The organism is Leisingera sp. SS27 (genome assembly GCF_028368855.1).
In the GTDB taxonomy this organism is placed as follows: Bacteria; Pseudomonadota; Alphaproteobacteria; order Rhodobacterales; family Rhodobacteraceae; genus Leisingera.
The window spans coordinates 74,016-87,465 of record NZ_JAQNCY010000007.1 but is presented as its reverse complement, the minus strand read 5'-3'; the positions used below and the strand labels follow the sequence as shown (position 1 = coordinate 87,465).

11 protein-coding genes and 1 pseudogene are annotated in these 13,450 nt (G+C 60.3%); 5 read left to right on the top strand and 7 right to left on the bottom strand.

The annotated features are described in order from the left end of the window. Position 1: 1 nt before the first annotated feature. Both ubiU and ubiT read right to left on the bottom strand, forming a co-directional pair. Complete coding sequence (gene ubiU / locus N6L27_RS15595; protein ID WP_271908345.1) at positions 2-979, bottom strand: ubiquinone anaerobic biosynthesis protein UbiU; 978 nt, start codon at positions 977-979, stop codon at positions 2-4. After that, the gene (gene ubiT / locus N6L27_RS15590; protein WP_271908221.1) at positions 979-1,515 is read right to left on the bottom strand and encodes a ubiquinone anaerobic biosynthesis accessory factor UbiT; all 537 of its coding nucleotides are present in this window, start codon (positions 1,513-1,515) and stop codon (positions 979-981) included. The genes ubiU and ubiT overlap by 1 nt, the downstream gene beginning before the upstream one ends. A 136-nt stretch (positions 1,516-1,651) precedes the next feature. Here ubiT and N6L27_RS15585 point away from each other — a divergent pair, with 136 nt between their 5' ends. From N6L27_RS15585 to N6L27_RS15570, 4 genes are all read left to right on the top strand, one after another. Then, positions 1,652-3,160: a UbiD family decarboxylase gene (locus tag N6L27_RS15585; RefSeq protein ID WP_271908344.1), complete on the top strand. Its 1,509-nt coding sequence runs from the start codon at positions 1,652-1,654 to the stop codon at positions 3,158-3,160. Next, positions 3,157-3,753: a UbiX family flavin prenyltransferase gene (locus N6L27_RS15580; RefSeq protein WP_271908219.1), complete on the top strand. Its 597-nt coding sequence runs from the start codon at positions 3,157-3,159 to the stop codon at positions 3,751-3,753. Before N6L27_RS15585 ends, N6L27_RS15580 begins: the two co-directional genes overlap by 4 nt. A 295-nt stretch (positions 3,754-4,048) precedes the next feature. Continuing rightward, on the top strand, positions 4,049-5,101 hold the full coding sequence (locus tag N6L27_RS15575) for an efflux RND transporter periplasmic adaptor subunit (RefSeq protein ID WP_271908218.1): 1,053 nt from the start codon (positions 4,049-4,051) through the stop codon (positions 5,099-5,101). Positions 5,102-5,111: 10 nt separating this feature from the next. Beyond that, complete coding sequence (locus N6L27_RS15570; RefSeq protein WP_271908217.1) at positions 5,112-8,153, top strand: efflux RND transporter permease subunit; 3,042 nt, start codon at positions 5,112-5,114, stop codon at positions 8,151-8,153. 180 nt (positions 8,154-8,333) lie between these two features. Here the strand turns inward: N6L27_RS15570 and N6L27_RS15565 are convergent, their stop codons facing one another. Then, positions 8,334-9,014, bottom strand: a complete 681-nt coding sequence (locus N6L27_RS15565; protein WP_271908216.1) for a helix-turn-helix transcriptional regulator — start codon at positions 9,012-9,014, stop codon at positions 8,334-8,336. A 203-nt stretch (positions 9,015-9,217) separates the two neighbouring features. Here N6L27_RS15565 and N6L27_RS15560 point away from each other — a divergent pair, with 203 nt between their 5' ends. Next, entirely contained in the window at positions 9,218-9,886 is a 669-nt protein-coding gene (locus N6L27_RS15560) for an acyl-homoserine-lactone synthase (RefSeq protein WP_271908215.1), read from the top strand. Between the two features lie 541 nt (positions 9,887-10,427). Here N6L27_RS15560 and N6L27_RS23300 read toward each other — a convergent pair. The 4 genes and pseudogenes from N6L27_RS23300 to N6L27_RS15545 all read right to left on the bottom strand — a co-directional run. Next, a pseudogene (locus N6L27_RS23300) lies at positions 10,428-10,567 on the bottom strand (IS5/IS1182 family transposase); the annotation flags it as partial. Further along, positions 10,564-10,767 carry a transposase gene (locus tag N6L27_RS23295; RefSeq protein WP_442915784.1) on the bottom strand — a complete coding sequence of 68 codons (204 nt, stop codon included), beginning with the start codon at positions 10,765-10,767 and terminating at the stop codon, positions 10,564-10,566. The pseudogene N6L27_RS23300 and the gene N6L27_RS23295, both read right to left, overlap by 4 nt. A 682-nt stretch (positions 10,768-11,449) precedes the next feature. Further along, positions 11,450-12,352, bottom strand: coding sequence for a glucokinase (locus tag N6L27_RS15550; protein ID WP_271908212.1), 903 nt, complete (start codon positions 12,350-12,352; stop codon positions 11,450-11,452). Beyond that, on the bottom strand, positions 12,349-13,446 hold the full coding sequence (locus N6L27_RS15545; protein ID WP_271908211.1) for an ABC transporter ATP-binding protein: 1,098 nt from the start codon (positions 13,444-13,446) through the stop codon (positions 12,349-12,351). Before N6L27_RS15545 ends, N6L27_RS15550 begins: the two co-directional genes overlap by 4 nt. Between the last annotated feature and the right edge of the window lie 4 nt (positions 13,447-13,450).

The following is a 13,450-nucleotide window of genomic DNA, read 5'->3' as shown; positions in this document are numbered from 1 at the left end:
GTTACCTCCAGGTTTTCTTGTAGGCGCCGGTGGTCATGGCCTGGCCTTCCGACAGCCGTGCGAGCATCCCCTCGGGCAAGGGCCTGCCTGCCTCGAGCGCATCAACCGCGGCGCGGAAATTGCGCACCACTTGCGCGACGTAGGATTTGGAGCGCTGGCGCCCTTCGATCTTCAAGGCCCTGACGCCGGCCTGTTGCAGCTGAGGGATCAGCTGTTCGGCATTGAGGCTGACAGGATCTTCGAACAGATGCCCGGTCTGGCCGCCCGCCGAAAAGCAGCCCTTGCACAGGGTCGGATAGGGGGCGGGCTCATCCTTTGCTGCCCTGTGGATCGTGAACCCGCCCAGCCTGGCATCCAGCTCTCCGTTGTTGTCGTGGTATTTCACATGGCTTGCAGGCGAGCAGACACCGTTCATATTGGGCGAAAGACCAGTTGCATAAGACGACAGCGAGCAGCGCCCCTCGGCCATGACGCACAAGCCGCCAAACACAAAGACTTCGGTTTCCACATCCGTTTCGGCATTGATGGCAGCGATTTCCGGCACCGACAGCACACGCGGCAGAACCACGCGTTTCACACCAAAGGTGCCGGCGTAGAAATTGATGATATCGGCATTGGCGGCGGCGGCCTGAACTGAGAGATGCAGACGCAAACCCGGATGGGCGCGTGCGGCGAAGTCCAGCAGTCCGGCATCTGCAAGGATCACAGCATCCGCGCCCGAGAGTTCTGCGTCGTCAATGGCACGGTGCCAGATTGATTGATTGCCTGCACGGGGGAAGGTGTTGATCGCCACCAGAACCCTGGCGCCATGGGCATGGGCAAAATCCACACCCTCGCGCATTTCGCTGCGGTCAAAGTTCAGGCCGGGAAAGTTGCGGGCGTTGGTCTCATCGTTGAAGCCGCAATATACGGTATGCGCCCCGGCCCTGACCGCGGCACGCAGCGCGGCAGGCGTGCCGGCGGGACAGACAATTTCCATCACCATGCCCAGTCCTCTTCCGGCCGGGCCAGGCTGACGCCAGTACGCCGTTCGGCAAAGGCGGCGGTCTGAAGGATAATGCGGGAAAACGGTCCGGAAAGGGCGGCGATTTCCTGTGACAGGTCCAGTTCGGCATCATCCACCGCATTGCGCAGGGCCAGGACGGCGCCGGTGTCACCCTCAATCACCAAATCGCGGGAGAAAAACAGCGCATCCCCGTCATAGGCCCCGTGGACAAGCCCCAGCAACGCAGCAAACGGGCCGGATATGCGCGCCTCTCCCTCACAATCTCCGCGCAGTGCGCGCAGGGTAGGGGCACCGCCGTTGGGAGCCAGGCAGAGCATGATGGGTAGGTCGACCGGGTTTAGGACGAAGCGCGCGCGGCTGTGCTCGCCCAGGCGGCGGAACAATCCCGGGTGACGCTTGCCTATGTGGCGGCAGAAGGCGGTCAGCGAAAGGGATAACGGCACAAGCGGCGCCACCCGCAGAATGCGCGCCAGAGCAGCCGGGCATTGGGGAACTTGGGGCTGTGGCAAATAATTTTCCTTTCCCGCCGGTGGTTTCAATCACAGCGGTTCTATTCTGCAGCAGGCCTCCCGAGTTTGAGCGCGAACAAATTCAGGGGGTAAATCTCTGCTAGGGATCCGCGTAAGCCAGCAATGGAGCAGTACCATTCGTACACTTCCGCCATACCCCAGCCTGCGCCACTTCCTTGATTGGTGCGAAGGAGCCGGGCAGTTCCAGAAAATCCCGGATCCGGTGTCCGTGCAGCATCAGATGACGGCGGTGCATCGCGCTGTGCTGGAGGCCGGCGGTCCGGTCCTGCAGTTCAGCCACCCGGTTCTGGACAGCGGGCTGGCTTCGGAAATTCCGGTTGTTGTGAACCTGTTCGGCACGGCTGAGCGGGTGGCGGCCGGCCTGGGGGTTTCACTGGACCAGCTTGATGAACTGGGTGCCTTTCTCGCGGCGCTCAGGTCACCCGCTCCGCCAGAGGGATTACGGGATGCGCTTTCGCGCTGGCCCATGCTCAAGGCCGCCTTGGCCACCCGGTCAAGGATCGTCAAAACAGCACCGGTGCAGGCCGTTGTGCGCGAAGGAGCGGATGCAAATCTCTCCAAGCTTCCGGTGCAGACCCATTGGCCTCGCGATGCGGGGCCGCTGATCACCTGGCCGGTCGTGATCACCCGGCCGCATGGCAGCGGCCCGCAGGACCTAAGTTGCTGCAATGCCGGCGTCTACCGGGCGCAGGTGCTGGACCGCTCCCGGCTGATCATGCGCTGGCTGCCCCACCGGGGCGGTGCCGCGCACTATAGAAGCTGGGTTTCACGAGGCGAAAAAATGCCGGTGGCGGTGGTACTGGGTGCGGACCCGGCAACGCTGCTGTCGGCGGCGCTGCCGCTGCCGGAAACCGTGTCCGAGCTAACCTTTGCCGGGGCGCTTGGCGGAGCCCGGCCGCGCATGGTCCCGTGCAAGAGCGTGCCCCTGATGGTGCCCGCCGATGCCGAGATTGTTCTGGAGGGCTGGGTATCACCGGACGAAACCGCGCCTGAAGGCCCCTTTGGCGACCACACAGGCTATTACAATCCTGACGAACCCTTTCCCGTTATGCAGGTGAGTGCAGTGACGCATCGCGAAAATCCGCTGTACCTGTCCACCTATACCGGCCGGCCGCCGGATGAACCCGCCATCATCGGTGAGGTGTTCAACCGGCTGGCCCTGCCAACGGTGCAGGCGCAAATCCCCGAAATCCGCGACCTGTGGCTGCCTCCGGCCGCCTGCTCCTACCGCATTGCCGTTGTCAGCATAGACAAACGCTACCCTGGCCAGGCCCGCCGGGTGATGATGGCGCTTTGGGGAATGCTGCCGCAATTCAGCTACACAAAGATGATCATTGCCGTTGATGCCGATGCTGACCCGCGGAACTGGGATGACATCGCCTGGGTGCTGGCGACACGCATGGACCCTTCCCGCGATGTGATGATTTTGGAGAACACGCCAATGGATTACCTCGACTTCGCGTCGCCCCAGCCAGGCCTGGCCGGCAAGATAGGCATCGACGCCACAACCAAGATTGGAAGTGAAACCGCCCGGGAATGGGGGCAGGTCATGCACGGGGCGGCAGAAGATCAGGCATTTGCCGCTGACCTGGTTGCCCGCCTCATGCCGGAGCTGGGGGCATGAGCGCCCGGCGGGTGGTGCTGGGGGTTTCCGGCGCGTCCGGCGCTATGCTCGGCTTGGCGGCGGCCCGGCATTTGGCCTCCCTTGGGGTTGAGACCGACTTGGTTGCCAGCGCCGCAGCCAGGCGCACCCTCGCGGAGGAATGCGGCCCGGAGGCCTTGCGAGCGCTCGAAGCAATGGTCACCCGCAGCCATGCAATTGACGACATTGGCGCCGCCATTGCGTCAGGCTCGGTTCCGGTTTCAGGAATGATCATTGCTCCCTGTTCGATGCGCTCCCTCGCCGCCATCGCGCATGGTCTCGACGATAATCTTCTGACACGGGCAGCGGGGGTACAACTCAAGGAGCGCAGGCGCCTGGTTCTGCTGCCCCGCGAAGCACCGCTGACCTTGGCTCATCTTCGGAACATGACAGCGGCAACCGAGATGGGCGCCATCATCATGCCGCCGGTTCCTGCATTCTACTTGGGGCACCGGACCCTGGAACAGGCCGCTGAACAGATCGCCGCCCGCGCGGTTGATCTGATGGCCGTATCCCCTCCTTGCGCGCAACACTGGTCGCCCGAGGCCGAGGATCAGCCGGCCGGAAACTGTTAACTACGATTCCGAGGCAACGAGTGGGGCTGTCTTCCGCTTGACCGGCTTTTTCCAAAGCGTTGGGTACTCACTGTTCTGACTGAGCGGAAGGTGCCTTGCAGAAGGTTCCCATATCCACTTTGGCTAAGCACGTAGCAGAATTATTACCATTTGTGATCTTGTTCACAGGGAAACACCGGGAAACCGGCTAATTCGCACAGGTCCCGGCATATTGTCTTGCACTAGAGGCAGCGCCTCCTGAAACTCCCATACACAGCGGAACAGCAAGAAAACTGCCCAATAAGGAGTGATACGCATGCGCTTGCCTAACTCGTTTGCATTTGCCGCAGTCTTGGCTGCGGGGCTTGCGGCCTTGCCCCCAGCCGCCCCTGCCCAAGAAGGACTGAAACCGGTCAAGCTGCTGCAAACCTCCTCGGAAGCATTGCTTATGGAACGGCAGTTCTTCGGCCAGGTTGCGGCCAAGCAGACGGTGGATCTTGCGTTTCAGGTTTCGGGTCAAATCTTGAGATTCCCGGTGGCCGAAGGCAGTGCTGTCGCGAAGGGCGGGCTGATTGCCGAACTCGACCTGGAGCCGTTCGCATTGCAGCTGGAGCAGGCGCAACTGCGTAAGGAACAGGCTGACCGTACAGTGGCACGCCTGAAAAATCTGACTGGCACCGTAAGCCAGGTCTCGATCGACGACGCTGAGACTGAGGCGGGGCTGGCACGGGTGGCGCTGCGCGACGCAGAGTATGAATTCGAACACGCCACCCTGGACGCGCCCTTTGATGCGCTGGTGTCCAGCCGTGAGGTGGAGCAGTTCACCACCGTCAGCTCAGGTACGCCCATTGTGCGGCTGCACGACATGTCTGAACTGCACATCAAGGTTGATGTGCCCGAAGTGCTGTTCCAAAGGGCTGAGGAAAGCGATGTGCGGACGATTGTTGCAAACTTTCCCGGCCAAGAGACCGAGTACCCGTTGGAAATCCTTGAATATGACGCAGAGGCGAGCAGCGTCGGGCAGACATACCAGGTGACATTCCGCCTGACCCCGCCCGAAAACCGCCAGATCCTGCCGGGTGCATCTGCAACTGTAAAAGTGCAGGTGAACACCGGCGATGCAGGCATCAGGGTGCCGTCCACTGCCTTGGTCACTGCAACCGATGGCAGCACCGGTGTTATGGTCTTTTCGCCTGCAGGCGCTGAAGAAGGCACCGTCGCATGGACCAAAGTCAAGGTTGAAGCCGCACAGAACGGTGATTTCCGCGTGGCAAACGGCCTTGCTGGAAACGAAGAGATTGTGTTGACCGGAGGCGGTGCGCTGAAGGATGGACAGCGGGTCAGACGCTTTACCGGTTTCGGAAACTGAGGGCTGGCAGATGGACATTGCACGCGGGTCGATCAACCGGCCGCTTTATACCTGGATCATCATGCTGGCTGCGTTGCTTGGCGGCATCTGGGGGTTTCTGAACTTGGGCCGGCTCGAAGATCCGGCCTTCACCATCAAATCCGCGGTCATTGCGACACAATACCCCGGCGCCAACAGCGAACAGGTTGCGCGTGAAGTCTCCGAGCCTCTGGAATCCGCAATCCAAAAAATGGGCGAGGTCAAGCTGATCACTTCTGTCAACCAGCCCGGCTTCTCCCTGATCGAAGTGGAGATGCAGGATACGTACGACGGCACCGAACTGCCTGCCATCTGGACCAAACTGCGTGCAGAAGTCCGCGATGCCGCCCGCTCTCTGCCCGAGGATGTCAGCCAGCCGGTTGTGAACGACGGCTTCGGCGATGTGTTCGGCCTGTTCTATGCGGTGACGGCGGAAGGCTACACAGATGCCGAAAAGCATGACCTGGCAACCTACTTGCGGCGCGAGTTGCTGACGGTGAACGGGGTGGCAGATGTTGAAATCGCCGGGCTTCCGCAGGAGGCGATCTTCGTCGAACCTACAATGGCGGTTTCGGTCAATCAGAATGTGCCGATTGACGCAATCAGCAACGCTCTGGCCGCGTCCAATTCGGTCCGTTCTGCCGGCAGCCTTGATGCCGGGCCTGCCGAAACCCTGATGCGAGCGCCTGAAGGCTCGGACTCGGTTTCTGAAATTCAAGGCCTGGCGATCGGCTGGCAGGGTGAGGTGGTCAACGTAATCGATATGGCCGATGTGCACCGCGGCCGCATCGACAACCCGGATCTCATCATCCGTTTCGACGGGGTCGAGGCCTTTACACTTGGCATTGCAGGCCTTGCCTCCGAAAACATCGTCGAAGTAGGCAAGAACGTTGATGCCAAACTGGCAGCTCTGGACGGCCAGATTCCTTATGGTGTCGAGCTGAAACCAATCTACCAGCAGCATGTTGTCGTCGAGCAGGCCTCCAACGACTTCCTGGTGAACCTGGCTATGTCGGTGTCCATCGTGGTGGTCGTGCTGGCGCTGTTCATGGGCTGGCGCGCCGCTGTTGTGGTGGGCACCACCCTCCTGCTGACCGTGGTGGGCACGCTGTTCTTCATGAACATGTTCTCGATCGAGATGGAGCGGATCTCGCTTGGTGCGCTGATCATTGCCATGGGGATGCTGGTCGACAACGCCATTGTCGTGGCGGAGGGAATGCAAATCTCCATGCTGCGCGGCAAGACTTCCCGCGAGGCGGCGCATGATGCAGCCTCGAAAACACAAATCCCTCTGCTTGGCGCCACGGTGATCGGCATCATGGCCTTTGCCGGTATCGGTCTCAGCCCGGATGCGACTGGCGAGTTCCTGTTCTCTCTGTTCGCGGTGATTGCTATTTCGCTGCTGCTCAGCTGGTTCCTGGCTCTGACAGCCACACCGCTGTTGGGTCATTATTTCTTCAAACAGGGCAAGGAAGGGGATGGCGATGCCTATAATGGTGTCCTGTTCCGCACCTACGGCGCAATTCTGCGGGCATCTCTGAAGCTGCGCTGGATGGTCGTCGCTGGGCTGATTACCGTCACCGTGGTCTGCTTTATCGGTTTCGGGCAAGTGCGGCAGCAATTCTTCCCGGATTCCAACACCCCCCTGTTCTTCGTCCATTACAAACTGCCGCAGGGAACCTCGATACAGACCACGTCCGAGCATCTGCAAGTGTTCGAAGACTGGCTTGGCGCACGCGAAGATGTAGTTTCTGTGGCGTCCTTCACCGGTCAGGGCGCAACCCGCTTCATGCTGACCTATTCCGCCGAAAAGCCGAACCCTAGCTACGGGCACTTGATTATCCGCACCGCGAGCCTGGACGCCATTCCGCCTTTGCAGGCTGAACTGGAGGCCTTTGGCCAATCAAGGTTCCCTGAGGGAGAATTCCGCACCAAACGGCTGGTGTTCGGCCCCGGCGGCGGCGATCCGATCCAGGTGCGATTTTCCGGCCCCGATCCCCGCGTCCTGCGCAGCCTGGGCGAAGACGCAATCCGGCGGCTGGAAGCGGCCTCTCCCAACATCCTGCTGCCGCGCCATAACTGGCGCGAGCAGGAGCCGGTTCTGAAACCCGTCTATGCCACCGACCGGGCGCAGACCGCGGGCGTCACCCGGGAAAACATTGCCGACGCGCTGCAGTTCTCCACCGATGGCCTGCAGATGGGCGTCTTCCGCGAGCGCGACCGGCTGATCCCCATTGTTGTGCGCCGCGCGCCAGAGGAAACCTACAATATTTACGATCAAGTAGTGTTCTCCTCCTCTGCCGGAAAATTTCTGCCGCTGGAGCAGATGATCGACGGCATTGATGTCGAGGTGGAGAATACTCTGGTGCAACGCCGGGACCGGCTGCCTACGCTGACTGTCGGCGCGGACATCCCGCCGGACATGACCGCCGCCACCGTGTTTGCCGAGATACGGGACACGATCGAAGCGATGGAAATACCACCCGGCTACCTGATGGAATGGGGCGGTGAGCATGAAAGCTCGGGCGACGCCAATGAAAGCCTTGGCAAGCAGCTGCCGGTGACCCTTCTGATCATGGTGCTGATTTCTGTGCTGCTGTTCAACGCGATCCGCCAGCCGGTCATTATCTGGCTGCTGGTGCCGATGTCTGTTAACGGTGTGGTGATCGGGCTGCTGGGTACGGGCTTTCCCTTCACTTTCACCGCCCTGCTGGGTCTCCTCAGCCTTTCGGGGATGCTGATCAAGAACGGCATCGTGCTGGTCGAAGAGATCGACCTCGTACGCGAGACCGGCAAACCGCTGCGCGAAGCAATAGTAGAGGCCTCGGTTTCGCGTCTGCGCCCGGTGATGCTGGCGGCGGTGACAACCATCCTCGGCATGGCGCCTTTGCTGACCGATGCCTTCTTCGTGTCGATGGCAATCACCATCATGGGCGGGCTGGCCTTTGCCACGGTCCTGACGCTGGTAGCGGCCCCGGTTTTCTACCTGATCTTCTTCCGCGGCGTAGAAAAACGCGAGACGGCGGGCGCCTGATATCCGCTTTGCCTCTTAAACATGAGAAGCCCCGGCGGAATGCGCCGGGGCTTCTCATGTTAGGGTCTGTTTGCAGGGCCACCCCCCTGCTTCCGCGGCTTTCCATCGCGGCGGTATGAGCTAATTCCACGGCTTTCCGAACTGCTCGTTTGGAGCTCCGGTCAAGACCAGCCAACAGGCTCAGCGCGGCTCCACCCCAAACAAATTGCGCTCCTTTGCCAGGTAGGCGAGGCGTGCAGTGGACTTGCAGCCAAACTTTTGCCTCATCCTCAGGAAGCTGGTCTTCACTGCAGACAAAGAAAGCGAAAACTGCTCGGCGATCTCATCATAGGATAGCTCCTGCTGGATATGCAGCCGCAGCATCTCCAATTCTTTCTCGGACAGGGACGGGGGCGGAAGCAGCGCGTCGAAAAACTCCGTGATCGTCATGCTCAGTGAGCGCATCTCGACATCCGAAAGCTCCCTGTCGTGCCGGGAAACAAACACCATAGATCTTTTTGAACCCGTCAGAGCTGCAAACGCCGCACCATAGACCAAGCCGTACCGCTGAGATTTTTCGAGGATTTGCAAAGGATCAGGCAGCTCGACAGCCGACCAGCGTATGGCTCCTTCGTTCTTCAGTGCCCAATTGAAAACAGGATCATGAAGGAAATAATTTTCCCGGTCATACTGCTCCTTCCACTTGTCATGGAAGGAGCACTCAAAGTGTTCGTAACCCATGATTGAAAAGTTGACCATGAGGGTGAAACCCGAAGTGCTTACTTCGTTGATCTCGGATCTGCAGGCCGAAAATGCCGCCGCAATCCTGGTGCTGTTAGCACCGTCAGAGGGCAGATTCGTTGTAATTACAGATTTTGGCATCTCTGACGACCATCTCCCATGTTTTGCAACTTAGGTTTCCACAGCGGCGACCGAGGTTGCATTGCCCGCAACTTAGGTCTCATCTGATGTAACCAGGGTTGCTAATAGTATGCCGCAATGTGGTAGTTCTGGACAACCAAAAATCTACCATTAGATGTATTTGCTGAGTGGGGACGGTCAAAATGCGTACTGGAGATACTCTGATGCAAAACGATAACGCCACCATGATGGCGGCGCCCCACATGGCGATTGAAACCATGGTTGTCCAGTTCGCGCCCGTGCGGTTGCCAAAAACGCTGAGAAGTTCCGATCAGGGCGTGCTGGACGCTTTTATGTCGTTGCGGAAGAGCGTGTTCGCCGAAGGTAAAAACTGGCGCGTGTGGCTGTCCTGCCAAAGCGATCTGGACCAGTACGATCACTTGGACGCCTATTATATTGTCGCCTTTGATCCTGCCACGAACGAAGCGCTGGCCGGGGCGAGGCTGCTGCGCACAGACCGCGGGGGCCGCTATCCTGGCAGTTCCGAAATGACCTACATGGTGCGGGATGCAGTCCGCGGCCTGCTGCCAGGACTGCCCGCAGACCTATGTGACGCCGAACCGCCATGCGATCCCGCGGTTTGGGAGCTCACCAGGTTTGCTTCAAATGGAACTCCGGGAGCAGGGCAGCTGGTGCTGCAGCGGCTCCGTTCATTCCTGCTGGAACAGGGAGGAGAGCGTTTCGTCTTTCTGTCTCCGCCGGTTGTTGCACGGCTTGCCAAGTCTTCAGGCTTTACAAACGTCATCCCGCTTGGCCCGTTGAGAGGTGATCAAAACGGCAAATACCGCGTCTATTCGGCCAATGTTCCCCAGCCAAGGGTCCAGGAAACATGATACGCAATCGTTCCTTTGCCAAACAGCGCGGCCGGGATGGCACTCCTGGTACCAGGCAGCAGTTCCAGTAGATTCGAATGTTACGGATGAGCACTCAGCAATGTGTTTCCGACTGGCGTATTCTGTCCGGACTTAGCGGCATACGCAGGGCATCTCAATTCATTGAAATGGGAGGCGAAGTCAGGCTGGCATGCGGGGAACAATCAGCCGCGCCCGAAAACCGCTGGTCTGTTCATCTGCATGGGTATTCGGCACGGGGCGACACACTGCGGGATGCGCTGGACAACTGGATCAAGGTAGCAGGATTAAACCTCACCGGCTAATTTTTCCACCCATTGGACCGAACCCGCCTCATAGGTGAGGCTGCACCTGTCCTGAACAGGCTTATGCGCCAGCATTTGCCTGCTGGTGCCCCTGGGGTTCGTCAACAAACTGAAGTGTTTTCTCTCTGAACTAGCTTTTTTGCAGAAGCCGGCAAATGGCCGGGCTTACTCTTTTCCGGACGATTACATCCCACGGCCGCGGTTTTGGGTATCCCGGCGGCCCGGACTCGCAGCGTTTCCTCGTCGATCCCAAGATGGATCTTGCGCCGAAAACGGCGCTTGGAAACTCCACGCTTGCTTGCTTTCACTCACCTTCGCCTCCGGCTTTGACAACGGTGCTTTCGATCAAGAGGATCAGCTTCGCCTCGGCACTGCGGTTCTGGGGTTCACACTCAACGTCTTCTGCCGAGGGCAGAGCTTTCTGAAATCCGGAACGGACCAATCCACCCCGATTGGGCGCAAGAACCTCGCGACAGAGCCGGTCGTTTGCCTCATCGGCAACCCGAACACTGCCTTGATGCCTGAACAGGCCTGGATCGTGGCATCGCAGAAGACCATTTCGTGATCCTCTAGTTCGTGGAGGCCAGCTGCTCATTCCTCCAGCGATCAGCTGGAAGCGTTACATGAATCCGCTGCGTCGAAGTCTGCAACAAACCCTTGCATCTTCCAAATCTGAACATCAGAGCCAGACCGGTTCATCACGAATGCGATCCACCAGATGCCGGGACTGAACATCTGGATGCGCCCCCAGGGCACAAGAAACGCGTAAGCGAAATTATGGTAAATTTATGGACGGAAAACGCATTTCCTGCTGACAGGCTGAAGGCTGACTCCAGCCTGCCGTTTCAGTTTCAGGCGCTCAGCCGATTCGTATCCTCCGCAAAAACTCAGGCTCTATGCTATCTTCCGGTTCACAACGTCCACGCAAGGCGTCAGCGGGAAATAGCTTCAGTGCTAGCCTAATCTGACCTATAAAGACGCTTGACGCATGTCGCACAAGCACCTGCAGCGCTAATATAATGAGTTCGAGAACCGCTTGGATCGCCGGATGCGTCCCGGGACGATACTTTCCGAGTTGCTTTCGCGCTTCCTTGAACAGGACGTTTGATCACTTCATCCTGCTTGTCCAAGTCGCCTGCCGGGGCGGCCTCATGCTCCTCAGTGTAGTGCCTTTCGTCGTTTCTTTGCAGAATAGGCGCGGTAGCTTTGACGCCAACCCGCAAGCATCCAAACATGGCCGCTACTTCCAGCAGTGCGGCCCAGGCAGGCGCAGTGCCGCACAGCCTTTCAGCGCGGCGGCGTCATCCAGGATGACATGCACCGGGGCAGCGATGCGGGCGTCGAGCTCGAAGGGCTGTCGAAACCCCTCTATGAAATTCGCCCTCGCCGGGGACACAAGAATGCTGCGGGCGACGGCGCCCGCGAAATACATGCCTTGCGTAGGCAGGAAGGCCAGCATCAGGTTGCGGGCCAGCAGCGCCAGCAGATCCGCATAAAAGGCCTGGAAATCCCGCGTGCCGGTGTCATCCTTGGGAAAATGCATGCGCACCGCTGCGTGGCCGCGGCCGGAGAAGAGATGTTCCACCGTTGCAAACTTCGCGGCGTCCGGCACATGGTTGCGCAGATGCTCCGCGACATCCAGCGGCAGGCTGACATGGCCGTATTCCACGTTGAGGTATTGCACCTGCCCGTCGGCGTCCAGCACCGGCGAGAGGTTGAAACCCGTGCCGATACCCACCACCAGCCGCTGGCCGTCTCCGCCCGTATAGCTTGCAGGGGCAATCACTGTGTCGAGGCAGTCTGTCTGCAAATACGGGCAGGCCTGCCCCAGTGCGGCAAGGTCATTGAGCAGATGCACCTGCGCGCCGTTCAGATGCTGCGACAGGGCCGCGACGTTGAAGTGCCAGTCCCTGTTGGTGAGCCGCGCGGTGGTGCCGGTGACAGGCCCGGCGATGGCAATGGTAACCTCTGCCACACCGCCGGGGGCGGCGGTGTGCAGGTAGAGGTCCATCACTTCGGCAAAGCGGCCAAAAGCCTCGTTGCGGAAGCTTTGCACCGTGTCCGCCAGTAGCAGGCCGTCGCGTGCCAGCCCCAGCCTTGTGTTGGTGCCGCCCACATCCGCGGCCAGCCGCAGCCCGGTCAATTCAGCCGCTCGCCGGTTGCGGGCGAGAAGTAGGAGACCTTGGAGAGATCAAAGGCCAGATCCAGCATCTGCCCTGGCTGCGCCCGGGTTTCTGCGTGCAGCCGCGCCGTGACCTGTTTGCCGCCTAGCTCTGAAACCACATAGGTGTCGGCGCCGGCAGGCTCCACCATCTCGATCATGCAGGCGGCCTCCTGTACGCCTTCGCCTGCGCGGAAGCCTGCCTCGGCAATGTCTTCCGGCCGCACGCCCAGGATCACGTCCTGCGGCAGGCCGGTGGCGCGGCTGTCCTTCAGCACGATGGGCGCGCTGCCGCCGCAGTCCATCTCGATCCGGGTGCCCTGCCCGTTCGGCTGGGCGCGCGCCGGGATCAGGTTCATCGCCGGGCTGCCCATGAAATCGGCGACAAACAGGTTGGCGGGCTTGTTGTAGATCTCAGCGGGCGTGCCGATCTGCTGCACCACGCCGCCCTTCATCACCACGATCTTGGTTGCCAGCGTCATCGCCTCGATCTGGTCATGGGTCACATAGACCATGGTGGCGCCAAGGTTGTGGTGCAGCTTCTTGATCTCGGTGCGCATTTCGACCCGCAGCTTGGCGTCGAGGTTCGACAGCGGTTCATCAAACAGGAACAGCTTGGGATCGCGGACCAGTGCCCGGCCCATTGCCACCCGCTGGCGCTGGCCGCCCGACAGCTGACCGGGGCGCCGGTCCAGGAGCGCCTCGATCTGCAGCTGTGCCGCGACCTCTTTCAGCTTGCGCTCCTGCGTCGCGGCATCGGCGCCGCGCACCTTCATGCCGAAGGTGATGTTCTTGGCGACCGTCATCGTCGGGTAGAGCGCGTAGGACTGGAACACCATGGCGATGTCGCGGTCCTTGGGGCTGACATGGGTCATGTCGCGGCCGCCAATCTCGATCTGCCCGCCGGAGATCGGCTCCAGCCCGGCGATGCAGTTGAGCAGCGTGGACTTGCCGCAGCCGGAAGGGCCGACCAGCACCAGAAAGTCGCCCGGCTCAATGCTGACGTTGATGTCCTTCAGGATCTCGGTCGACCCGTAGTTCTTGCGCAGGTTGGTGATGTCCAGGATGGGAGCCATGGGT

Bases quoted from the DNA above. Each gene is read 5' to 3' on its own strand.
- ubiU (WP_271908345.1), bottom strand. From the start codon at position 979: ATGGAAATTGTCTGTCCCGCCGGCACGCCTGCCGCGCTGCGTGCCGCG.
- N6L27_RS15580 (WP_271908219.1), top strand. From the start codon at position 3,157: ATGAGCGCCCGGCGGGTGGTGCTGGGGGTTTCCGGCGCGTCCGGCGCT.
- N6L27_RS15575 (WP_271908218.1), top strand. From the start codon at position 4,049: ATGCGCTTGCCTAACTCGTTTGCATTTGCCGCAGTCTTGGCTGCGGGG.
- N6L27_RS15570 (WP_271908217.1), top strand. From the start codon at position 5,112: ATGGACATTGCACGCGGGTCGATCAACCGGCCGCTTTATACCTGGATC.
- N6L27_RS15565 (WP_271908216.1), bottom strand. From the start codon at position 9,014: ATGCCAAAATCTGTAATTACAACGAATCTGCCCTCTGACGGTGCTAAC.
- N6L27_RS15560 (WP_271908215.1), top strand. From the start codon at position 9,218: ATGCAAAACGATAACGCCACCATGATGGCGGCGCCCCACATGGCGATT.
- N6L27_RS23295 (WP_442915784.1), bottom strand. From the start codon at position 10,767: ATGGTCTTCTGCGATGCCACGATCCAGGCCTGTTCAGGCATCAAGGCA.
- N6L27_RS15545 (WP_271908211.1), bottom strand. From the start codon at position 13,446: ATGGCTCCCATCCTGGACATCACCAACCTGCGCAAGAACTACGGGTCG.